Genomic DNA, 23,028 nt, shown 5'->3' with positions numbered 1-23,028 from the left:
TGCGGATTCTGCGCGCGGCAGCACCCGAATTATCAGGGATACGTGTAGGGTGGAGATGCACAACCGCCGGACTGTGTAGCAACAAGCTTTGATCAAGACGCTTCATCTCGTCCACAGCCGCTGGTTGATTCCTCCTCCTGACTGAGTGCTTAAGTAGCCACAGCAAGCAGGACGCGTACGTCGCGGTATCGGCCCAATTGGCCGCACATCGCTGGACACGGGAATGGCCAACCACTCCCGACGCACCTGACACCGACCGTGAGAAGTCGTGTGTGCCGAACGCCGTTTCCGGCAGCCCGGAAACCGACGGTACTACATGAAAAGAATGCTGATTAACGCAACTCAACCCGAAGAGTTGCGTGTTGCACTGGTAGATGGCCAACGCCTCTACGACCTGGACATCGAATCCGGTGCACGCGAGCAGAAAAAGGCCAACATCTATAAAGGCCGTATCACTCGCATCGAACCAAGCCTTGAGGCTGCCTTTGTCGATTTCGGCTCCGAGCGCCACGGCTTCCTGCCCCTCAAAGAAATCTCCCGCGAATACTTCAAGAAAGCCCCAGAAGGCCGCGTCAACATCAAGGACGTCCTGAGCGAAGGCCAGGAAGTCATCGTTCAGGTCGAGAAAGAAGAACGTGGGAACAAGGGCGCCGCCCTGACCACCTTCATCAGCCTGGCCGGTCGTTACCTCGTACTGATGCCGAACAACCCGCGTGCCGGCGGCATCTCCCGTCGCATCGAAGGCGAAGAACGCAACGAACTGCGTGAAGCGCTGAACGGTCTGGTTGCTCCGGCCGACATGGGTCTGATCGTGCGCACTGCCGGCCTGGGCCGCAGCAGCGAAGAAATGCAGTGGGACCTCGACTACCTGCTGCAACTGTGGACCGCCATCAAAGAAGCCTCGCTGGATCGCTCCGCGCCATTCCTGATTTACCAGGAAAGCAACGTGATCATCCGCGCCATCCGCGATTACCTGCGCCAGGACATCGGCGAAGTGCTGATCGACAGCGTTGAAGCCCAGGACGAAGCCCTGACCTTCATCCGCCAGGTGATGCCGCAGTACGCCAGCAAGATCAAGCTGTACGAAGACAGCGTGCCACTGTTCAACCGTTTCCAGATCGAAAGCCAGATCGAGACCGCGTTCCAGCGCGTCGTCGAACTGCCTTCCGGCGGCTCCATCGTCATCGATCCGACCGAAGCCCTGGTGTCCATCGACATCAACTCGGCGCGCGCCACCAAAGGCAGCGATATCGAAGAAACCGCGCTGCAGACCAACCTTGAAGCCGCCGAAGAAATCGCCCGTCAGTTGCGCCTGCGCGACATCGGCGGCCTGATCGTCATCGACTTCATCGACATGACCCCGGCCAAGAACCAGCGCGCCGTGGAAGAGAAAGTCCGCGAATGCCTGGAAGCTGACCGCGCCCGTGTGCAGATCGGCCGCATCTCGCGTTTCGGTCTGCTGGAAATGTCCCGTCAGCGCCTGCGTCCATCGCTGGGCGAAAGCAGCGGCATCGTCTGCCCGCGTTGCAACGGCACCGGCATCATCCGTGACGTTGAATCGCTGTCGCTGGCCATCCTGCGCCTGATCGAAGAAGAAGCCCTGAAAGACCGCACCGCCGAAGTTCGCGCGCAAGTGCCGATCCCGGTCGCCGCGTTCCTGCTCAACGAAAAACGCAACTCGATCACCAAGATCGAACTGCGCACCCGTGCCCGCATCGTCATTCTGCCGAACGATCACCTCGAGACGCCGCACTTCGAAGTTCAGCGCCTGCGTGACGACAGCCCGGAAGCCGCGACCAACCAGTCCAGCTACGAAATCGCTGCCGCCGCTGCCGAAGTCGAAGAAGTCCAGCCAGCCGCTGCGACCCGCACTCTGGTTCGCCAGGAAGCTGCGGTGAAAACTGCGCCGGCCCGTGCCAACGCACCGGTGCCGACTGAAGTTGCACCTGCCGCACCAGCTCCAGCACCAGTTGCCGCGCCTGAGCCAAGCCTGTTCAAGGGTCTGGTGAAGTCGCTGGTCAGCCTGTTCGCCACCAAGGAAGAGCCAGCCGCACCGGTCGCTGTCGCGAAACCGGCTGCCACCGAGCGTCCTGCCCGCAACGAAGAGCGTCGCAACGGTCGTCAGCAGAGCCGCAACCGCAACGGTCGCCGCGATGAAGAACGCAAGCCGCGCGAAGAACGTGCTCCACGTGAAGAGCGCGCACCACGCGAGCCGCGCGAAGAGCGCCAGCCACGCGAAGCCCGCGAGCCGCGTGAAACCCGCAGCGAAGCGCCGGTAGCCCGCGAAGAGCGCGCACCACGTGCCCCGCGTGAAGAACGTGCACCGCGTGCACCGCGTGAAGATCGCAAGCCGCGTGGCGAGCGTGAAGAACGCGTACGTGAACTGCGCGAGCCACTGGACGCCGTGCCAGCCGCAGCCGCTGCTGTTGCTGCCGTGACCGCTGAAGAGCGTCCGGCCCGTCAGCCACGCGAAGAACGCGCCCCGCGTCCGCCGCGTGAAGAGCGTCAACCGCGTGCCGAGCAGGCCGCTGCTGCCGTTGCTGAAGAAGAAGTGAACAGCAACAACGAAGAGCAACTGCCGGAAGACGGTCAGGACAACGCCGAAGGCGATCGTCCACGTCGTCGCTCCCGTGGCCAGCGTCGTCGCAGCAACCGTCGCGAGCGTCAACGTGATGCCAACGGCAATGTGATCGAAGGTTCGGAAGAATCCGAGTCCGCTGAAAACGCTGGCGAGCCAAGCACTGCCGATCTGGCCGCTGGCCTGGCTGTCACCGCTGCCGTTGCCAGCAGCACCATCAGCGCTCCGGCAGAAGCCGAAGCTCACGAGCAGGCTGAACGCGCCACTGCCGCCACACTGGAAACCGCTCCAGTCGAAGCGCCGGTTGTCGAAGCCACCACTCCAGTGGAAGTGACTGCTGCACCGGAAATCGAAGTCGCCCCGGTCCGCGAAGCTCAGCCTCAGGTTGAAGCGCCTGCCGAACCGGAAGCTGTCGTTGAAGCGCCAGTTGCTGAATCCGAACCAGCGACCGAAACCGTCAGCGAAAACGTGACCAAAACCGTGCGTGAAGTTCGCGAAGAGCAGACTGCGTTCAACTGGGTTGCCGAGCCAGCCGTCACCGAAGCTCCAGCGCCAGTCGCTGAAGCCGAAGTACCGCAGGCCATGGTTTCCGAACCAGTAGTTGCAGCAGCAGAACCGGCGCCGACACCAGTAGTTGAAGCTCCGGTTGCCGAAGCTCAGGTTGAAGAAGCACCAGCCGCAGTCGAAGCGCCAGCCCCTGTGGTTGAAGCTCCGGCTCCGGTCAGCGCCCTGACGCCAAACGGCCGCGCGCCAAACGACCCGCGTGAAGTGCGTCGTCGCAAGCGTGAAGCCGAGCGTTTGCAGAAGGAAGCCGAACTGGCTGCCGCTGCAGCGCCAGTGGCTGCCGAACCAGCCGCTGCGGCTGAAGTGATCGAGGCAGCCCCTGCCCCGGTCGCGGAAGAAGCATCGGTTGAAGCGGTGATCGCTGAAGCACCACGCTCCGTTCAGGACGCGGTTGAACAGCGCGAAGAAGCCCAGGAAAAAGAGCACGAGCCTAAACCACTCGTGTAATTCCTGAAGCCATTAAAAAGCCCCGCCCGGTGAAAGCCTGGCGGGGCTTTTTATTGCCTGAAATACCAGCATCATCCACAACCTTTGTGGGAGCGAGCCTGCTCGCGAATGCGCTGGGTCAGACAATATTCATGTAACTGAACCAGCGCATTCGCGAGCAGGCTCGCTCCCACAAGGAATTTCAACACGGCTCAGGGCTGAGGAAATACCAGAGATTCAGGCACATCGATATCCCACAACATCCCCGGGTCATCTACCGCCACCTCAACCACCCTACCCTGCGCAAACAACGGCCGTGCGCCACGATCGCCGGTCAGCGCCTGCAACTGCGCGCCAAACGAGCGGCCAAACCCCACCGGATGGCCAAACTCGCCACCCAGCACCGGCACGCTCACCGCATCATCAGCCATCGCCGCGACCACTCTCTCGATACTCGAAGGCAAGATAAACGGCATATCGCCGAGAACAATCAGCCAGCCATTCGCGTCAGGACAAGCAGCAACACCTGCGGCAATGCTGTCGCCCATGCCGGTCGACTCGATTGACACCACGTCGCAGCCATATGCCTGGGCCATGCGCATCGCCTGTGGTCGCGCTTCGGTGGTGACCAGTACGCGCTTGTCGAGACTGGCCGGCAGGTTCACCAGCACCTGCTCGATTACCGAGCGCACCGCGCCGTCACGCCCGGTGCAATCAGCGAGCAATTTGTCTTTGTCGGGACCGGCGATCTGGCGAAAGCGTTTGCCCTCGCCTGCTGCCAGCACGATCACTGCGATGGATTGGCTCATGCACCCTCCAGCGTTTTTTTCTGCTTCAACTCCACACCGTTCTTGATCGCGACAATTTCCGCCAGCAAGGACAAAGCGATCTCTGCCGGCGAATGACTACCGATGTGCAGGCCGATCGGCCCGTGCAAGCGATCAATCGACGCTTGCGACAAGCCTAGCTGAGCGAGGTTTTCCCGGCGCTTCTGGCTGTTGACCCGCGAACCGAGCGCGCCGACGTAAAACGCCGGCGAGTCGAGCGCGGTGAGCAAAGCCATGTCATCCAGGCGTGGATCGTGAGTCAAGGCGACAATCGCCGTGCGCTCGTCGGTCTGGATGTTCAGCACAGCTTCATCCGGCATGCCGGGGACGAAACGGCCATGCTGCTCTTCCCAGCCGTAAACGAACTCGGTGCGCGGATCGCAGATCAGCACTTCGAAATCCAGCAGCCGCGCCATGTCGGCGACGTAGCGCGACAGCTGCCCGGCACCGATCAGCAACAAGCGCCAGCGCGGGCCGTAAATCGCTCGCAGAGTCTTGCCGTCGAACACCAGCGAATCGGACTTGCTCGCCGGAGCCAGCCGCACCTCGCCGGTTTCGATGTTCAGTTCTCGGGCGACGATTTCATGGTTTTCGCAACGCTGCAGCAGCTCGGCGACCCACGCCGGGTCACCGACGCGCTCTTCGGTCAGGCGCAGGGTGCCGCCGCAAGGCAGGCCGAAACGCGCGGCCTCTTCGCGGGTCACGCCGTAGGTAATCATCTGCACTGGCGGACCATCGGTGGCAATGCGGCCGTCGTGCAGCCGCGCGATCAGGTCATCTTCGACACAGCCGCCTGACACCGAACCGATCACCACGCCGTCCTCGCGCAAGGCGAGCATGGCGCCGGGCGAGCGCGGCGCGGTGCCCCAGGTCTGCACCACGCTGAACAGCACCACCCGCTGCCCGGCACGGCGCCACTCGAGGACGCTGCGCAGGACGTTGAGATCGACGCTGTCCATTTACGCCTCCGCCTTCTGCCAGCCTTGCAACTGATACCGCACCGGCAGATTGCGGATGCGCTTGCCGGTGGCGGCGAAGATCGCATTGCACAGCGCCGGAGCAATCGGCGGCACGCCCGGTTCACCAACGCCACCCAGCGGCACGTCACCCGGCGGCGTGACCAGATGCACCGCGACTTCCTTGGGCGCCAGCGACATGCGCGCGACCTCGTACATATGGAAGTTGTCCTGCTGGACTTTGCCGTCCTTGAAGCTGATCTCACCGAGCACAGCGTTGCCCAGGCCCATGACGCACGCACCTTCGAACTGCGAACGGATGCGCTCAGGGTTGATCTGCGGCCCGCAGTCCACGGCGATGTCGGCCTTGTGCACGATCAGTGAACCGTCATCCTTGACCTCGACTTCGATCACCGCCGCGACATAGGTGACGAAGCTGTAATGCACTGCCAGACCGAGGCCACGACCCTTGGGCAGTTTGCGTCCCCATCCGGCTGCCTTGGCGGCGGTTTCCAGCACGGTGCGCATGCGCCCGGTGTCGATCGGATAACGCTCGGGCGATTCGCCGTAGTTCCACTCTTCGCTCAAGGTGCGAGGATCGATCTGCCGGTCCGGGCCGAGCAATTTGATCTGGTACTTGAGCGGATCCTCCCCGGCCTTGTGCGCCAGTTCATCGACGAAACTCTGAATCGCGAAGCCGTGGGGAATGTTCGACACCGAGCGATACCAGCCGACCCGCGTGTGTACCTTGGCTTCGGGGTTTTCCAGGCGCACGTTGGGAATCGCGTAGGCCATGTTGGTAAAGCCCATGCCCAGCTCGAACGCCGCCTCATGGTTCATGTCCGGCGCAAACAACGCGGTGATGCTCGGCGCCACGGTACGATGCAGCCAGCCGGACGGCATGCCGTTCTTGTCGATGCCCGCCTTCAGATATTCCGCCGACACGGTGTGGAAATACGAGTTGTGGATGTCGTCTTCGCGCGTCCACTGCACCCGTACAGCCTTGCCCGGAAATTCCTTGGCGAGAATCGCCGCTTCGACGACGAAGTCCGGTTTCGACTTGCGACCGAAACCACCGCCCAGCAATGTCACGTTGACGGTGACCTTTTCGAACGGCACGCCAAGACGCTCGGCGATGCGCTCACGGGTGACCTGCGGTGCCTGACTCGGCGCCCAGGCTTCGCAGACGCCGTCCTTGTAACGGGCGATAGCAACCATCGGTTCCATCGGCGCCTGCGCCAGGTGCGGCAGGTAATACGACGCTTCGAGAGTGCTGGCAGCGCCGCTCAAGGCCTTGTCGATATCACCGGTGTTGCGCACCACTTTGCCGGCCTTCAGCGACGCGGCTTCAAGCTCTTTGCGATAGGCAATCGAGTCATAACTGGCATTCGGGCCGTCATCCCACTCGATCTTCAGCGCCTCGCGGCCCTTGATCGCCGCCCAGGTATTGCTGGCCACAACCGCGACGCCGCCTAGTGGCTGGAACTCCGACGGCAATGGCCGGCCTTCGATCTGCATGACTTTTAGCACGCCAGGGACTTTCAGTGCGGCGCTGTCATCGAGGCTTTTGACCTTGCCTCCATAAACCGCCGGGCGAGCGATGGTGGCGTAGAGCATGCCATCGAAATGCACATCGGCGCCGTACACTGCGCGGCCATTGACGATATCGGCACCGTCGATGGCCTTGGTGCCTTCCTTGCCGATGTAGCGAAATTCCGACGGCTGCTTGAGACGCAGGCTGTCACGCGCCGGTACTGCCAGCGCACTGGCCGCAGCGGCGAGTTCGCCGTAACCCAATTCACGGCCGGACGGTTTGTGAATGACCTTGTGCAGTTGCGCATGGCATTCGCCAACCGGCACTTTCCACTGCGCAGCAGCGGCCTGTTCAAGCATGGTCCGCGCGGCGGCGCCGCATCGACGCATCGGCTCGTACCAGTGACGCATGCTGCGCGAACCATCGGTGTCCTGGTTGCCGAAGCGCACTTCGTCGCCCGGCGCCTGCTGCACTTTGACCTGCGCCCAATCGGCCTCAAGCTCATCGGCAACCACCATACTCAGGCTGGTGCGCACGCCCTGGCCCATTTCCGAACGGTTGCACACCACGGTGACGCTGCCATCGGCAGCAATGCTCACGTAGACCTTGGGATCGTCGATCCAGCCATTGGGCATGCCATCGGCGCCAAACTTCTTCGGCGCGTCATCGGCCAGCGCATCCTGCCAGCCCCAGCTCGCGGCGAGGACCAGCGCGCTGGTGGCGCCGACGCCTTTGAGAAAACCACGGCGGCTGAGGTTGCTCAGGGCGAAATCATTCGGGACGCGGCTCATGCCTTCACCCCCTTCAGTTGAGTGGAGGCCTGGCGGATCGCGGTTTTGATCCGGTTGTAAGTACCGCAGCGGCAGATGTTGCCCACCATGGCTTCTTCGATCTGCTCGTCGCTCGGGTTCGGATTGGTTTTCAGCAGAGCGGTGGCCGACATGATCTGCCCGCCCTGGCAATAACCGCATTGAGCCACAGCGCTGTCGAGCCAGGCTTGCTGCACGACCTTGCCTACCGGGTCGGCGTGGAGATTATCGATGGTGGTGACGTTCTGGCCGATCACCGAGCCGATCGGCGTGATGCAACTGCGTGCCGGCAAGCCGTCGATATGGATGGTGCAGGCGCCGCACAGGCCCATGCCGCAACCGAATTTGGTGCCGTTGTAACCGGCGACGTCACGAATCGCCCACAACAGCGGCATGTCTTCGGTGACATCGAGGGAGTGGTCTTGACCGTTGAGTTTCAGGGTAATCATGGGCACGCCCGCATATTTTTTAGTGGTTATGGGGTCGAGCAATCTGCCGCCGGAAAATCAGCGGTGGGTTCGCGCAGATCGACTCAGGCTAATCAGGCTCTCTTGCGCCGACGGGAACGTCTGCACCGGGCCTTTGGGTGGAGCAAATGGTAGGTATCGTTAGGTCGCTAAGTTAACCCAGCATTAACAAAAAAGCCCTGCACTTTTTTCATCAGTGCAGGGCTTTGGATGGCGTCAGGCAAGCGTAGCCTCAATACCGATTGGGCTCCATTTCCAGTTCGACATGGAAGCGCTCGGCGATGTCTTTCTGGATACGTTGCGCCAGGTCGAGCAGTTGCGGGCCGGTGGCCGTGCCGTAGTTGACCAGCACCAGCGCCTGCAACTTGTGCACGCCGGCATCGCCATCGCGAAAACCCTTCCAGCCGGCGCGTTCGATCAGCCAGCCAGCGGCCAGTTTCATCTGCCCGTCCGCTTGCGGGTAAGCCACCAGATCCGGGTGCTGCGCTTTGATCTGCGTGACCACAGCGGCAGGCACCAGCGGATTCTTGAAGAAGCTGCCGGCATTGCCGAGCACCGCCGGGTCCGGCAGTTTTTCGCTGCGGATGCTGCAGATGGCGCGGCTGACATCGGTGGGCGTCGGCTGCTCGATGCCCTGCTCGCTCAGGCGCTGGCGCACCGGACCGTATTCCAGATGCAGGTGCGCTGCGCGATCAAGCTTGAAGCGCACCCGCAGAATCAGCCAACGTCCCGGCTGCTGCTTGAACAGGCTGTCGCGGTAGCCGAAATTGCAGTCTTCCAGACTGAAATCACGCAGCTCGCCGCTCTCGCGGTCCAGCGCGGTCAGGCCAGCAAACACGTCCTTGATCTCGACGCCATAGGCGCCGATGTTCTGCATCGGCGCGGCGCCGACGGTGCCGGGAATCAGGCTGAGGTTTTCCAGCCCGGCAAAACCCTGGGCCAGCGTGTGCTGCACGAACGGATGCCACGGTTCGCCCGCTTCCGCCTCGACCACCACGCGACTGCCATCATCGCTGAGCACGCGGATGCCGCGCGTGACCATGCGCAGCACCAACGCCGGAATATCCGCCGTCAGCAGCAAGTTGCTACCGCCGCCGATCACCAGTAACGGCACGTCATGGGAAGCGGCATAGGCCAGCGCTTCGCGGACATCGTCATCGCTGTGGGCTTCGGCAAACAGCTGCGCGCGCACATCGACGCCGAACGTATTGAAGGCCTGCAACGATACTTGCGGTTGCACCTGCAAACTCATAAACGACCCTTCACTTCGATCAGCAACTGGTCGCAGGCCGCTTCTATCAGATCCAGCACCTGCTCGAAACCCTGATCGCCGTCGTAATACGGGTCCGGCACTTCATCGACCAGCCCGGCATAACGACGCAGGAACAGATCCAGCTCGGCCCTGCCGGTGGATGGCTGCAAAGCCTTGAGGTTGCGCAGGTTGCTGTTGTCCATGGCGAGGATCAGGTCGTAGCTGGCGAAGTCGGCCCGACTGACCTGCTGCGCGCGTTGCGTCGACAGGTCATAACCGCGCAGTTTCGCCGCCGCCTGGCTGCGCTTGTCCGGCGGGTTGCCGACGTGCCAGTCACCGGTGCCGGCGGAGGCCACTTCGACCACATCCGCCAGCCCGGCTTCACGCAACTTGTGGCGCAACACGCCTTCGGCGGTGGGCGAACGGCATATGTTGCCCAGGCACACAAACAGAACGCGCATCAGGCCCCCAGCAGGCGACGAACCCGCTCAAGGTCTTCGACGGTGTCGACACCGGTCGGCGGCGCGATCAGCGCGTCGGCAACATGAATGCGCACGCCGTGCCACAGGGCACGCAGTTGCTCGAGGGATTCGGTATTTTCCAGCCAGCACGGCCCCCAGCTCACGAAGTCGTGGAGGAACCCGGCGCGATAGGCATAAATACCGATGTGGCGGCGATAGGGCACGCCTTCCGGCAGTTGCTCGCGGCTCTTGGCAAATGCATCGCGAGCCCAAGGCAAGGTGGCGCGACTGAAAGTCAGCGCGAGGCCGTTGATGTCGCTGGCGACCTTGACCACGTTGGGGTTGAACAGGGTTTCCACGTCTTCGATCGGCTCAGCCAGCGTGGCCATGCGCGCTTCGGTGTGAGCGGCCAGGTTAGCGGCGACCTGATCAATCACGCTTGGCGGAATCAGCGGCTCATCGCCCTGGACGTTGACCACGATCGCATCAGGCGCAAGACCGAGTTTCGCTGCGACCTCGGCCAGACGATCGGTGCCGGAATTGTGATCTTCACGGGTCAGCACCACTTCGGCGCCAAAGCTTTTGCACGCCTCGACGATGCGCGCGTCATCGGTGGCAACCACGACGCGGGTCGCACTGCTTTTGCTCGCCTGTTCCCAGACATGCTGGATCATCGGCTTGCCGGCAATATCCAGCAACGGCTTGCCCGGCAGACGGGTCGAGGCGAACCGCGATGGGATGACAACGGTGAAGGCTGTGGTCATTTATCCAGGCGCTCGTCGGTGGTCAGGGTGCGCGCTTCGCTTTCCAGCATCACCGGGATGCCGTCGCGGATCGGGTACGCCAGACCAGCGCCCTTGCTGATCAGCTCGGTCTTGTCGGCACTGAGCTTGAGCGGGCCTTTGCACACGGGGCAAGCGAGGATGTCGAGCAATTTGGTGTCCATGAACATTCCCAGAAATAAAAGAGTTAAGGCAGCAGACGATCCGGCAGCAGGCGCATCAGCTGAGTGTCGAACCAGGCCACGAAGGCTGGCGACGGCACGGCATCGACCGCCAGATACCACCAGTCGGCAGCAGCAAAGGCACGGCACTTCACCGCGTCCTTTTCGGTCATCACCAACGGCAATGACGGGGTGAAATTCAACGCCTGCACGCTGTACTCGGCGTGGTCGGCAAACGCATGCGGGACTGGCCGCCAGTCTAGCGCTTCGAGGGTATTGAAGAAACGTTGTGGATTGCCGATACCGGCCACCGCGTGCAGCGCTTGCCCGGGCGGGAAATGCTCCAGTGACTGACGTTCGCCGCTGCGCAGATTGACCAGGGCCGTGGGTTGCAGGCGGAAGGCGAAACCATCGTCGCGATCATCAAGGGCACCGTTGAACAGCACGCCATCGACACTTTGCAGGCGCTCGACCGGCTCACGCAACGGCCCGGCCGGCAGACAGCGCTGATTGCCCAGTCCGCGCGCGGCATCGATCAGCACCAGTTCCAGATCCCGCGCGAGGCGATAATGCTGCATGCCGTCGTCAGACAGAATCAGGTCCAGCGGCTCACTGGCAATCAAGGCTTTGACGGCGGCGCTGCGATCAGGGTCGATCATCAGCGGCACACCAGTGCGCTGGACGATCAGCAGCGGCTCGTCACCGGCAACCTCGGCGCTGTGCTCGGCCTCGACCCGCCACGGCAGGTGCGGCGGTTTGGCGCCGTAACCGCGGCTGACCACGCCGACGCGCAGTCCACGGCGTCGGCAATGTTCGATCAGCCAGAGAATCATCGGCGTCTTGCCGGTGCCACCGACGGTGATATTGCCGACCACGATCAGCGGCACGGGCGATTGGTAGATCTCTCCGTCACCGTCGAGAAAGCGCTGACGCTTGTTGATCACCACGCGGCGATACAGCATTTCCAGCGGCCGCAGCAGCGTCAGGGCCGGGTGCCCCTGATACCACGCGGCGAGCAGGCGATCGGACAGGCTCATCAGGATTTCGGCGCCGCCTCGACCGTGGTCATGCGCAGATGGCTGAAACCGAGCTTGCCGGCCGCGTCCATGGCAGTGATCACCGATTGATGCTGGGCCTTGCCATCGGCACTGATCGACAACGGCATGTTGGTGTCGCCGTTGGATTCTTTCTGCATGGCTTCCATCAGCGTCGGCAGATCATTTTTCGGCAGAATCTTGTTGTTCACCGAGAACACGCCTTCGGCACTGATCGCGACGTCCAGCTGTTTGACCTGCTGATCTTCGGCGGGCGAACCGCTGACCGCTTCCGGCAGATCCACGCGCAGCTGGGTTTCCCGAGTGAAAGTGGTAGTGACCACGAAAAACAGCAGCAGGATAAACACCACGTCGATCAGCGACGCGAGGTTGATGTCCACGGTTTCCCGGGGCTTTCGACGGAATTTCACGCTTTGCCCTCGGCCAGATCGACATCACGGTCGCCCTGCACCACTTCCACCAGTTTGATCGCTTCCTGCTCCATACCGACCACCAGCTCGTCGATACGACGTTGCAGGAAGCGGTGGAAGAACACCGCCGGAATACCGACCATCAGGCCCGCTGCGGTCGTGATCAGCGCTTTGGAAATACCGCCGGCCAGTACCGAAGCATTGGTGGTCATGCCGGAACCGGTGAAGGCACTGAAAATGTCGATCATGCCCAGCACGGTGCCGAGCAGGCCGAGCAATGGCGCCATGGCGGCGATGGTGCCGAGGGCGTTGATGTAGCGTTCGAGTTCATGAATGACCCGCGCAGCAGCCTCTTCGATGCACTCTTTCATGATCTCGCGACCATGCTTGGAATTGGCCAGGCCTGCGGCGAGGATTTCCCCCAGCGGCGAGTTGGCGCGCAACTCCTTGAGTTTTTCCTTGTTGAGCTGCTTGTCCTTGATCCAGACCCAGACCTGACCCAGCAGATGCTCGGGGGTGACGCGACTGGCGCGTAGTGTCCACAGGCGCTCGGCGACGATCGCCATGGCCGCGATGGAACTCAGAATGATCGGCAACATCATCCAGCCGCCGGATTTGACCAATTCCCACACAGTGACAGTCCCCTCGAAAAAGTGCGCCACTTTACCATACCGATCCGCGATTAAGACCCGCCGCCCCGACGACCGTGAGGTGGCACCTATGCTGGCACCGATCAACGGCCCGGGACCGGCGGATCGCGCCAGAAACGCCGCTGTTGCCGCATCGTCCACGGCGGTTTGAAGCTGCCCAGTTGCAGATGAATGGCACCTTGTTCGGCGCTGTCGTAGATGCGCAGGCCCTGTTTGCGATAGCGCGCCAGCACGGTGGGATGCGGATGACCGAAGGAGTTGCCGTGGCCACGGGAGATCAGCACTGATTCCGGCTGCAAGGCTTTCAACAGCGCCATCGACGATGAACTGCGACTGCCGTGATGTGGCGATTGCAGCCACTGCGTCGGCACGGCCAGTGGGCTGTCGAGCAGAACGCGCTCGGCGTGAATGTCGATGTCGCCGGTGAGCAGCAGGCGTTCACCGTTGGCTTCGATCTGCAATACACAGGAGCGCTGGTTGCTGTCATCGGCCGCCGACCATTGCCAGAGCTGGAACTGCACGCCATCCCACTGCCACTGTTCGCCACTTGCGCAGGCTTCGGCGTTCAGCTCCGGCGGCAGGTTTGGCGGATCGCCGCTGACCACGCGGTGCACGTTCAATCCACGCATGACCGCCCGGGCGCCGCCAGCGTGATCGGCGTCAGCGTGGCTGAGCAGCATCAGGTCGAGCTGTTGCACGTTGAGTTTGCGTAACGCTGGCAACACCACTCGCTCGCCGATATCGAAATCGCCGAAGCGCGGGCCGGCGTCATAGAGAAGCGCGTGATGGCGGGTGCGAACAAGGATGGCCAAGCCTTGGCCGACGTCGATTTGCCAGACATCGGCTCGCCTTTCTTCTATTCGCTCTTGAGGCGGCCATATCAAAAGCAACATCAGCGGCCAGCCCAATGGACGCATCGGCACGCCACGGGGAAACAGCAATAAAATCGCGCCAAGGCTGCCCAGGATCAACGCCCAGAGTGGAATGGCGGCTGGTATCCACGCCGGCCATTGCCCGGCAATCAGCGCCAGCCCGATAAACAGCCAGTCGATCAAACCACCGGCCAGCCACAACAGTCCTTCGCCAACATAAGGCACGGGCAGCAATAGCGTGCCGAGCAATGCCGGCGGCAGCACCACGAGGCTGACCCACGGAACGGCCAGCAGATTGGCTACAGGCCCGCTGACGCTGATGGGCAAGCTCAGCGCCAGCAACACCGGACACAAGCCGATCGCGATCAGCCACTGCGCGCGCGTCCAGGTCTGCCACCACCGCCAGGCCCCAAGCCGCCCGCCGAAGGTGAAAATCAGTACTGCAACGGCTGCGAAGGACAGCCAGAAACCTGGACGCAAACTGGCCAGCGGATCGAACAACAGCACGCCATTGAACGCCAGCAATAACGGCCACCACGCGCCGAGATGGCGAAAACGCAGGCGCCACAACAATACCAGCGCCACCATCACGCAGGCGCGCTGCACCGGCACATCGAACCCGGCGAGCAAGCCGTAACCCAGCGCCGCCGCGAATGCCAGGCCACACGCCCACGGCAACCAGGGCCAGCGCAACGGCCAGATTCCGAAACGCGCCAGCCCGGCAACCAGCAGATACATCACTGCGGCGAGCAAACCGATGTGCTGGCCGGAGATCACCAGCAGATGCACGGTGCCGGTGTCTTGCAGTACCTGCCAATCCTCGCCACTGAGCCCAGAGCCATCACCGAGCACCAGCGCTGCCAGCGCGCCCTCGCGTCCTTGCGCATCCACCGCCAGCAGGCGTTGGCGAACGCCGTCGCGCCATGCATGCCGGGCCTCAGCCAGGCGCTGGCCATCCTTGATCGTGCCGGTTGCGCCGATCCGTTGCGCGAGCAGCCAGGCCTCGTAGTCGAAGGCGTGCGGGTTGAGCAGGCCACCCGGGCGCTTCAACTTCACCGCCAGGCGCCAGCGTTCGCCGCTGTTGACCGGCGGCCCGGCGTACCAGGCCAGGCGCAGCAGCGATGGCAGTTTTTCGTGGCGTGAGCGCGCATCAGCCAGCTCGAAACGCACCACGCCATCGCTGTGCTGCGGTAAGCCGACCACGCGCCCTTCAAGCCAACGGGTTTCGCCGTCCAGGCTCGGTGGCAAGCGGTCATTTAGCGCCCACTGCGCGCCAACGCAGGCCCAGGTAAAGCCAAACAGCAAAAATGCCAGTGGAAAGCTGCGAAACGGCAGCAACATCAGCGCCACCATTGGCAGCACCAGCAACCAACCGACCGGCGGCAAGGCCGGCAAAAAAACCGGGGCCAGCAGACCGACTGCCAGCGCCATCATCCCTGTGCGCATATGCCCGTCCTTGAGAGTCCCCCCACTAGGCATAGCCGGTCTGCGGCACCACCGTCGTCAACAATTGTCACAAAGTCTGAATGGGCGGTTCGTAGAATCCAGACATACTTGCCGCCTTAACCGACCGAGAAGCCCTATGCCCCGGCGCTTATTCAAACGTTACATGCCCGACCCGACGAGCATCAGGGAACACAAATCCTTACGCTTTCTCGGCACGTTGCTGCATGACCCTAACCTCTGGCATCTCAACCGCCACTCGGTCGCCCGGGCGATGGCGGTCGGCCTGTTTGCGGCATTCCTGCCGATCCCGGCACAGATGCTGGTAGCGGCGGCATTGGCGGTGATGGTGCGCGGCAATATGCCAATCGCGGTGAGCCTGGTCTGGCTGACCAATCCGATCACCATGCCGGCGGTGTTTTTCTGCACCTACCAGGCCGGGGCGTTCCTGATGGATGTGCCGGCGCGGCATCTGCCGGACGAGTTGACCTGGGAATGGATCAGCGGTGAGCTGTCGACATTGTGGCAGCCGTTTTTATTGGGCTCGGTGGTTGTCGGCCTGGTGCTGGGCGTTCTCGCGTACTTTCTGGTGATGCTGTACTGGCGCTGGTGGGTGGCGCGGCAATGGCGGCGGCGCAAGCAAAGTCGGCAGAAATGAATGCAAAACGGCCTCCGCGATGGGAGGCCGTTTTTTGTTGTGTCTGGGCTGGCCCATTCGCGAGCAGGCTCGCTCCCACAGAGAACATCATTCCAATGTGGGAGCGAGCCTGCTCGCGAAGAAGGTGACACGGTCGGGATCAGGTGCGCATTCCGCGTCCACTTACGAGCAACCGCGCACAGCCGAGATAAAGCACCACGGTCGCCACCAGCATGAAGGTGATGGCGATGCCGATACGGATATCCGAGACGCCAAGGATGCCGTAGCGGAAGGCGTTGACCATGTGCAGCACCGGGTTGGCCAGCGACACGGTCTGCCAGAACGGTGGCAGCAAAGTGATCGAGTAGAACACGCCGCCAAGGTAAGTCAGCGGGGTCAGCACAAAGGTCGGAATGATCGAAATATCATCGAAGTTGCGCGCAAACACCGCGTTGATAAAGCCCAGCAGCGAGAAGATTGTCGCGGTCAGCACCACCACCAGGATGGTCACGCCGAGATGATGCACCTGCAAATCTGTGAAGAACAGCGACAGAATCGTCACGATCAGACCCACCGCCAGACCGCGCAATACCCCACCAATGGTGAAGCCGATCAGGATCGTGTGCGGTGACACCGGCGAGACCATCAGCTCTTCGATCGAGCGCTGGAACTTGCTGCCGAAAAAGCTCGAGACCACGTTGCCGTAGGAGTTGGTGATCACTGACATCATGATCAGACCCGGCACGATGTACTCCATGTAGGTGAAGCCACCCATGTCGCCGATCTGTCGGCCGATCAGGTTGCCGAAAATCACGAAGTACAGAACCATGGTGATCGCCGGCGGCAGCAACGTCTGCGGCCAGATCCGCATGAAGCGTTTGACCTCGCGGTAGACGATGGTTTGCAGGGCGACGAGGTTGGGACCGAACTCGGAACTCATACCGCCACCTTCGACAGATTTTTCTCCACCAGGGACACGAACAACTCCTCAAGGCGATTGGTTTTGTTGCGCAGGCTCAGCACTTCGATGTTCTGCTGCGCCAACTGGGTGAACAGCGCCGTGATACCCATGGATTTGTCGACCTGCACCTCCAGGGTGTGGCCGTCGAGCAATCGGGCCGGGTAGCCGAGCAATTGCGGCGCAACGTGCAAGTAGTGTTTCAGGTCGAGCAAAAAGGTTTCCACGTGCAACTGGCCCAGCAACTGTTTCATGCTGGTGTTTTCGACGATGGTGCCGTGGTCGATGATGCCGATGTTGCGGCACAGCTGCTCGGCCTCTTCCAGATAATGCGTGGTCAGAATGATGGTGATGCCTTTCTGGTTCAGCTCGGTGAGGAAGGTCCACATCGAACGGCGCAGCTCGATGTCGACGCCCGCAGTCGGTTCATCAAGAATAAGCAGACGCGGTTCGTGCACCAGTGCACGAGCGATCATCAAACGACGTTTCATGCCGCCGGACAGTGAACGCGACGGCACATCGCGCTTGTCCCACAGGCCGAGCTGGGTCAGGTACTGCTCGGCGCGTTCCTTGGCGACTTTCGCCGGAATGCCATAGTAGCCGGCCTGGGTTACGACGATGTCGAAGGTCTTTTCGAACTGGTTGAAGTTGAATTCCTGCGGCACCACGCCGATCGAGCGCTTGAGCGCCGCCGGGTTCTTGTCCAGGTCATTGCCGAAAATATTCACGGTGCCGCTGGTCTTGTTGACCAGGGTCGAGAGGATGCCGATGGTTGTGGATTTGCCGGCGCCGTTGGGGCCGAGCAAGGCGAAAAAATCACCTTCGGCGACGTCCAGATCGATACCACTCAAGGCCTGGAACCCGTTGCCGTAGGTTTTGGTTAGCTGCCGGATGGACAGAGCGGAACTCATATCGGATTTACGCACCAAGAAGGAAGGAAAGAAGTAAATAAGGGCGGGCGGCGAGGGAAACAACCGCGGCGCAAGTTCGCAATGGTGCTTGCCGCCGCCGCACAAGTACAGTCAAGTGTGTCGATAGTAATTATCAAGTCAACGCGGTCATGACCGCTTTCTGATAGGCCACACGCTGCTTCAAACGTTCATACCAGGCTTGGAGATGTGGTTGCGGGGCGCGCTCGATGGGCATTTCGAACCAGGCATAAATGAAGCTGCCCAGCGGGATGTCGCCCATGCCGATGTCATTGCCGGAGAGATAAGGCTGGCTGATCAGGGCATGGTCGGCCATGTTCAGCAATTCATCGCATTCCTTGATCGCGGCGTTGATCGCCTTCCAGTCCTGCTTCTCGGAGGGCGTGCGCAGCACACCCCAGAACACCGTGCGAAACGGCCCGGCGAAACTCGACGTGGTCCAGTCCATCCACTTGTCCGCCGTGGCGCGGGCTTGCGCATCCGCCGGATACCAAGCGCTGCCCGGGGCGTGCTTGGCCAGCAGATAGCGAACGATGGCGTTGGATTCCCACAGCACGAAACCGTCATCCTCGATCACCGGCACCCGGCCATTGGGGTTCATCGCGCGGTACTCGGGCGTATCGACCAAACCGAACGCGCCGCCGGCATCGATGGCCTCGTAAGCCAGGCCCAACTCTTCGGCAGCCCACAAGGGCTTTCTGACGTTCGATGAATTTTTTCGTCCCCAGATCTTCAGCATGACCGCCTCTTTGCAAGTGAGTGGACGGCCAGCATACGCCGGATCAGGTGCGACTCAAATCCGCCTGCATATCGCCCAGCAGCACCGGCAGTTGCTCACTGAACAGATGCGGATAGCACTTTTGCAGGTGCTCGAAGAAGAACGTTTCCGGCACATCGGTGAACTGGCCGTGATCGAGCAGATATTCCATCAACTGCGCGCCATCACGGTTGAACGGGTGGAAAACGCTGTCGTTGACCCCGTCGAATTCCAGCGCTGCGACGTTGAACAGCTCGCACAGTTGCTGGTTGAACGCCGGCGTCGCCTTGACCCAGCGGCCGTCGAGAAACAGCTCGGTGTAGCCATGCATAGCGAACACGTCGCTTTTCAGCAGCTCGAGCAAACGCGGCGTCGACAAATGATTGCGCACATCGGCCAGACCGATGCGCGCCGGAATCCCGCAATGCCGGGCACAACCGGCGAGCAGCGTAGCTTTCGGCACGCAATAACTCTCCCCCGCCGCCAGTGCGTAACTGCCGCGCAAGGTTTGCGGATCACGGCTGAAGGTGTAGGGGTTGTAGCGCACTGCCTCACGCACGGCGTAATACAGACTGATCGCCTGCTCACGCGGATGGTTACTGGCGCCGCGATGCTGCTCGGCGAACTCCACCACCGCCGGGTGGTCACTATCGATGAAGCGGCCGGGGCTCAGATACTCGTGCATGACGGCAATCTCCTGGGTAAGCCACGAGTCTAGCGACAGCCTGAGCACAGAGATAACGACGTTTCGGCCAAACCTGAAAGCAAAGCTGCGCAGCAACGAACGATTTCCCACACGTGTTGCCCACCGAACCTACGAAAACCATCCGGGGTTTCCCACGATTTCAATCACCATGCTCTGACCACCCTTGTTTGCAGATGCCGTCTAAGCTCTGGAGGGTCGATTTGCCTTGGTTCACGGAGGACTGAATATGCTGTTGTTGTGGATACTGGTTTTGATCGTCGGCGTGGCGTATCTCGCCCATCGACGCATCGCCCCGCTGCCCGCGTTGGGCATCGTTGCGGCCTATCTCGTCGCCATGGGGATTTTCAGTCACGCGCCGGGCTGGCTGCTGTTTGTCTTCTGGGTCTTGTTGGCGGTGGTCGCCGCGCCATTGTTGCTGCCTGACCTGCGCCGCAAGCACTTCACCGCGCCGCTGTTCAACTGGTTCCAGAAAACCCTGCCGCCCATGTCACAGACCGAACGCGACGCGATCGATGCTGGCACCGTATGGTGGGACGGCGAGCTGTTCAGCGGCCGTCCGGACTGGGACAAACTGCTGTCCTATCCAAAAGTGCAACTGAGCGAAGAAGAACAAGCCTTCATCGACGGCCCGACCGAAGAACTCTGCGCAATGGTCAGCGACTGGCAGATCGGCCAGTCCATGGACCTGCCGCCCGAGGCCTGGACGCACATCAAGGAACATGGCTTTTTCGCCCTGATCATTCCCAAGGAATACGGCGGCAAAGGCTTCTCGGCCTACGCTCACTCACAAGTGGCAATGAAACTGGCGACACGCAGCGGCGACCTCGCCTCCACCGTGATGGTGCCCAACTCCCTCGGCCCTGCCGAACTATTGCTGCATTACGGCACCGACGAACAACGTAATCACTACCTGCCGCGCCTGGCCCGTGGCGACGATATTCCGTGCTTCGCCCTCACCGGCCCGCTGGCCGGTTCCGACGCCGGCGCGATGCCCGACACCGGGATCATCTGCAAAGGCCAGTGGGAAGGACAGGAAGTCATCGGCCTGCGCCTGAACTGGGAAAAGCGCTACATCACCCTCGGCCCGGTAGCAACTCTGCTTGGCCTGGCATTCAAGGCTTATGACCCGGATCACCTGCTCGGTGAAGAAGAAGACCTCGGCATCAGCCTGGCGCTGATCCCGACCGATACCGCAGGTGTGGAAATCGGTCGTCGTCACCTGCCGCTGGGCGCCGCGTTCATGAACGGCCCGAACTCCGGCAAGGACGTGTTCATTCCGCTGGACTACCTCATCGGTGGTGAGGAAATGCTCGGCAAAGGCTGGATGATGCTGATGAACTGCCTGTCCGTCGGGCGTTCGATCTCGCTGCCAGCCGTGGGCACCGGCGCGGCCAAGTTCACCAGTCTGGTCACTGGCCAATACGCGCAGATTCGCGAGCAATTCAATGTACCGCTGTCCGCTTTCGAGGGCATTCAGGAAGCCATGGCGCGCATCGGCGGTAACGCGTGGATGATGGACGCCGCCCGCATGCTCACCGCCAACGCGGTGGACCTGGGTGAAAAACCATCGGTGCTGTCGGCGATCCTCAAATACCACCTCACCGAACGCGGCCGCGAATGCATCAGCCACGCCATGGATGTGCACGGCGGCAAAGCCATCATCATGGGGCCGAACAACTACCTCGGCCGCAGCTGGAACGGCGCGCCGATCTTCATCACCGTCGAAGGCGCGAACATCCTGTCGCGCAACCTGATGATCTTCGGTCAGGGCGCGATCCGTTGCCATCCGTTCGTACTCAAGGAAATGGCCCTGGCGGGTCGCGAGGACAAGGATCAGGCGCTCAAGGAATTCGACGGTCTGTTGCTCAAGCACATCGGTTTCGCCGTCAGCAATGCCGCCAGCACACTGGTGCTGAACCTCGGCCTTGGCCATTTCGAACATGCGCCGGGTGACAGGATCAGCCAAGGCTACTTCCGCGCGCTCAACCGTCAGGCCGCCGCATTCGCCATGCTCGCCGACTTCAGCATGATGCTCCTGGGCGGCGAACTGAAACGCCGCGAACGCCTGTCGGCGCGCCTCGGCGACGTGCTGAGCAACCTGTATCTGGCCTCTGCGGCGCTCAAGCGTTATCACGACCTGGATTCGCCGGCGTACATGGAGCCGCTGTTCCGCTGGGCCATGGAAGAAAGCCTCGGCCAGTCGGAGCGTGCGCTGGATGAACTGCTGAGCAACTTCCCGAACAAAGTCTTCGGCTGCCTGCTGCGGGTCATCGTCTTCCCGTTCGGGCGCCGTCACAAAGGCCCATCGGACAAACTCGGCGCCGAAGTCGCTGCGGTCATCGGTCGCGCCAAAGGCGATCCGGCCCTCGAAGAATTGCTCGCCGGCTGCTACCGCCCGCAATCGGCGGACGATGCCGTGGGCGCGCTGCAACACGCCAGCGACCTGCTCAATGCCGCGCAACCGCTGCACAAAAAACTCCACACCGCGTTGAAAAGCGGCCAGGTGAAACCGGCTGCCGGCGAACACGCCATCGATGCCGCGCTGGAAGCCGGCGTGCTGCAAGCCGTCGAAGCGCAAAGCCTGCGCGACGCCGAAGCGGCCCGCCGCAAGGTGATCGACGTCGACGATTTCGCCAAAGAAGAACTGACCCAGGCAGAGGGCAAAGTCCGCTGAACCCGGTTTATGTGAAAAAACGGCGCGAGGGCTTTATACTCCCGCGCCCGTTTTGCTCTTGAGGACTTATCTCGTGTCCAACGTCGTTGCCGATCATCTCGTGTTGCTCGACCACCTGCGCAGTATCCTGGTCGCCGTAGGTGAGGCCGAACAAGTGCCCGAAGAAAGCCATGCCCTGTTCCTCGAGCGCTTCGACGAACTGCTGGCCTCCCTGCCGATCGACCCTATCGAAAGCCAATACCTGGGCCAGGACATCCTCACCCAAGTCATCAGCCGCTACCCGCAAATCGCCCACCTGATCCCACGCGACCTGCTGTGGTTCTTCGCCGGCGACTGCCTGCACTACCTCTCCGACGAAGAAATCGACCTCTACCAGGCCCTCGAAGAACGCCGCTACGAAGCCGAACAGAACGACGAACCGTTTGACTGGAACCAGGAAAAACAACTGCTGGCCATGTCGGCGCAGGACAGCAAGCACTGATATTCGAACACTACTGAAAAGGCCCGCATGGAGATTCCATGCGGGCCTTTTTTTCAAGATCAAAAGCCCCTCACCCTAGCCCTCTCCCGGAGGGAGAGGGGACTGACCGCGCTGTTTGGATGAGGTACGTCGACCTGAATTACCGAGTCGAATGCAGATTACGAACAACCTACAAACCGGCCCCCTCTCCCTCGGGATAGGGCTGGGCGGGCGGCGTTCCGATGAGGGGCGAATCCAATACAAAACCCAAGCCAATTGCACGCTTTTCACCACTCAAAACAATGAGCGCAAGCTCGAGTACCGCTTTTGATCTTGATTCACAGGCGACGTCGGAAGGCTGAGCGGAGGGATTGATCCGGGCGTGGGAGCGCAGCGACCGTCTGGCGCAGCCAGACACAGCGGAAGGAGGTGCAGCGAAGCAAACCGTAGCCGCTGCGCCCGGATCGATCCCGCAGCGAAGGAACCCGAGCCTGCGAGGGCCGAACGCAGGAGCAAGCCTTTTGGGTTACCTTTTTGGCGTTTGAAAAAGGTGACCCGCCGTAAGGGCGGAACCGTAATCCGCAACACCCGCAGAAACGGATATACATCCAAAACCCCAAGAGCATGGTCGGCCCAAAGGCCGCCAAGCCCCCCCACAAA

General features: G+C 61.7%; 20 protein-coding genes. 4 read left to right on the top strand and 16 right to left on the bottom strand.

Translation table 11 applies throughout. The annotated features are described in order from the left end of the window. The first annotated feature begins 316 nt into the window (after window positions 1-316). A complete protein-coding gene (gene rne / locus AC0Z5Z_RS25275) occupies window positions 317-3,589 on the top strand; it encodes a ribonuclease E (protein WP_485611794.1) in 3,273 nt (1,090 codons plus the stop codon). A gap of 191 nt (window positions 3,590-3,780) precedes the next feature. On the opposite strand, the gene AC0Z5Z_RS25270 is transcribed toward rne, so the two are convergent. The 12 genes from AC0Z5Z_RS25270 to AC0Z5Z_RS25215 form a co-directional block, all read right to left on the bottom strand. Continuing rightward, a complete protein-coding gene (locus AC0Z5Z_RS25270; protein ID WP_236168397.1) occupies window positions 3,781-4,377 on the bottom strand; it encodes a nucleotidyltransferase family protein in 597 nt (198 codons plus the stop codon). Continuing rightward, a complete protein-coding gene (locus AC0Z5Z_RS25265) occupies window positions 4,374-5,354 on the bottom strand; it encodes an XdhC family protein (protein ID WP_056788224.1) in 981 nt (326 codons plus the stop codon). The genes AC0Z5Z_RS25270 and AC0Z5Z_RS25265 overlap by 4 nt, the downstream gene beginning before the upstream one ends. After that, a complete protein-coding gene (locus AC0Z5Z_RS25260) occupies window positions 5,355-7,676 on the bottom strand; it encodes a xanthine dehydrogenase family protein molybdopterin-binding subunit (protein WP_310217713.1) in 2,322 nt (773 codons plus the stop codon). Continuing rightward, window positions 7,673-8,143: a (2Fe-2S)-binding protein gene (locus AC0Z5Z_RS25255; RefSeq protein WP_039760186.1), complete on the bottom strand. Its 471-nt coding sequence runs from the start codon at window positions 8,141-8,143 to the stop codon at window positions 7,673-7,675. The genes AC0Z5Z_RS25260 and AC0Z5Z_RS25255 overlap by 4 nt, the downstream gene beginning before the upstream one ends. A 250-nt stretch (window positions 8,144-8,393) precedes the next feature. After that, a complete protein-coding gene (murB, locus tag AC0Z5Z_RS25250) occupies window positions 8,394-9,413 on the bottom strand; it encodes a UDP-N-acetylmuramate dehydrogenase (protein WP_095181616.1) in 1,020 nt (339 codons plus the stop codon). Further along, window positions 9,410-9,874 (bottom strand): low molecular weight protein-tyrosine-phosphatase, encoded by a 465-nt coding sequence (locus AC0Z5Z_RS25245; protein WP_076563814.1) that lies wholly within the window; start codon window positions 9,872-9,874, stop codon window positions 9,410-9,412. Before AC0Z5Z_RS25245 ends, murB begins: the two co-directional genes overlap by 4 nt. After that, window positions 9,874-10,638, bottom strand: coding sequence for a 3-deoxy-manno-octulosonate cytidylyltransferase (gene kdsB / locus AC0Z5Z_RS25240; protein WP_024013932.1), 765 nt, complete (start codon window positions 10,636-10,638; stop codon window positions 9,874-9,876). Before kdsB ends, AC0Z5Z_RS25245 begins: the two co-directional genes overlap by 1 nt. After that, window positions 10,635-10,820 (bottom strand): Trm112 family protein, encoded by a 186-nt coding sequence (locus AC0Z5Z_RS25235; RefSeq protein ID WP_003179363.1) that lies wholly within the window; start codon window positions 10,818-10,820, stop codon window positions 10,635-10,637. Before AC0Z5Z_RS25235 ends, kdsB begins: the two co-directional genes overlap by 4 nt. A gap of 23 nt (window positions 10,821-10,843) precedes the next feature. Next, the gene (gene lpxK, locus AC0Z5Z_RS25230) at window positions 10,844-11,854 is read right to left on the bottom strand and encodes a tetraacyldisaccharide 4'-kinase (RefSeq protein WP_252886646.1); all 1,011 of its coding nucleotides are present in this window, start codon (window positions 11,852-11,854) and stop codon (window positions 10,844-10,846) included. Beyond that, window positions 11,854-12,282: an ExbD/TolR family protein gene (locus AC0Z5Z_RS25225; RefSeq protein WP_041479458.1), complete on the bottom strand. Its 429-nt coding sequence runs from the start codon at window positions 12,280-12,282 to the stop codon at window positions 11,854-11,856. Before AC0Z5Z_RS25225 ends, lpxK begins: the two co-directional genes overlap by 1 nt. Next, entirely contained in the window at window positions 12,279-12,914 is a 636-nt protein-coding gene (locus AC0Z5Z_RS25220) for a MotA/TolQ/ExbB proton channel family protein (protein WP_016771007.1), read from the bottom strand. The genes AC0Z5Z_RS25225 and AC0Z5Z_RS25220 overlap by 4 nt, the downstream gene beginning before the upstream one ends. 101 nt (window positions 12,915-13,015) lie before the next feature. Beyond that, the gene (locus tag AC0Z5Z_RS25215) at window positions 13,016-15,250 is read right to left on the bottom strand and encodes a DNA internalization-related competence protein ComEC/Rec2 (RefSeq protein ID WP_485611793.1); all 2,235 of its coding nucleotides are present in this window, start codon (window positions 15,248-15,250) and stop codon (window positions 13,016-13,018) included. Between the two features lie 136 nt (window positions 15,251-15,386). Between AC0Z5Z_RS25215 and AC0Z5Z_RS25210 the strand changes: the two genes are divergently transcribed. Then, the gene (locus AC0Z5Z_RS25210; protein WP_039760200.1) at window positions 15,387-15,905 is read left to right on the top strand and encodes a DUF2062 domain-containing protein; all 519 of its coding nucleotides are present in this window, start codon (window positions 15,387-15,389) and stop codon (window positions 15,903-15,905) included. Between the two features lie 139 nt (window positions 15,906-16,044). Here the strand turns inward: AC0Z5Z_RS25210 and AC0Z5Z_RS25205 are convergent, their stop codons facing one another. The 4 genes from AC0Z5Z_RS25205 to AC0Z5Z_RS25190 all read right to left on the bottom strand — a co-directional run bounded on the left by AC0Z5Z_RS25205 (window position 16,045) and on the right by AC0Z5Z_RS25190 (window position 19,213). Next, window positions 16,045-16,824 carry an ABC transporter permease gene (locus AC0Z5Z_RS25205; protein ID WP_039760202.1) on the bottom strand — a complete coding sequence of 260 codons (780 nt, stop codon included), beginning with the start codon at window positions 16,822-16,824 and terminating at the stop codon, window positions 16,045-16,047. Then, the gene (locus AC0Z5Z_RS25200) at window positions 16,821-17,753 is read right to left on the bottom strand and encodes an ABC transporter ATP-binding protein (RefSeq protein ID WP_485611792.1); all 933 of its coding nucleotides are present in this window, start codon (window positions 17,751-17,753) and stop codon (window positions 16,821-16,823) included. The genes AC0Z5Z_RS25205 and AC0Z5Z_RS25200 overlap by 4 nt, the downstream gene beginning before the upstream one ends. A 133-nt stretch (window positions 17,754-17,886) precedes the next feature. Further along, window positions 17,887-18,510, bottom strand: a complete 624-nt coding sequence (locus AC0Z5Z_RS25195; RefSeq protein ID WP_252868099.1) for a glutathione S-transferase family protein — start codon at window positions 18,508-18,510, stop codon at window positions 17,887-17,889. Between the two features lie 43 nt (window positions 18,511-18,553). Then, window positions 18,554-19,213 carry a transglutaminase-like domain-containing protein gene (locus AC0Z5Z_RS25190; RefSeq protein WP_252878709.1) on the bottom strand — a complete coding sequence of 220 codons (660 nt, stop codon included), beginning with the start codon at window positions 19,211-19,213 and terminating at the stop codon, window positions 18,554-18,556. Window positions 19,214-19,460: 247 nt separating this feature from the next. Here AC0Z5Z_RS25190 and AC0Z5Z_RS25185 point away from each other — a divergent pair, with 247 nt between their 5' ends. Further along, window positions 19,461-21,908 carry an acyl-CoA dehydrogenase gene (locus tag AC0Z5Z_RS25185; RefSeq protein WP_460161186.1) on the top strand — a complete coding sequence of 816 codons (2,448 nt, stop codon included), beginning with the start codon at window positions 19,461-19,463 and terminating at the stop codon, window positions 21,906-21,908. Between the two features lie 73 nt (window positions 21,909-21,981). Further along, window positions 21,982-22,389: a PA2817 family protein gene (locus AC0Z5Z_RS25180; protein ID WP_039760212.1), complete on the top strand. Its 408-nt coding sequence runs from the start codon at window positions 21,982-21,984 to the stop codon at window positions 22,387-22,389. Window positions 22,390-23,028 lie beyond the last annotated feature (639 nt).

This window comes from Pseudomonas sp. 1L-E-NC-VB-C3 (assembly GCF_057291535.1).
This window is presented reverse-complemented; position numbering and strand designations above follow the sequence as displayed.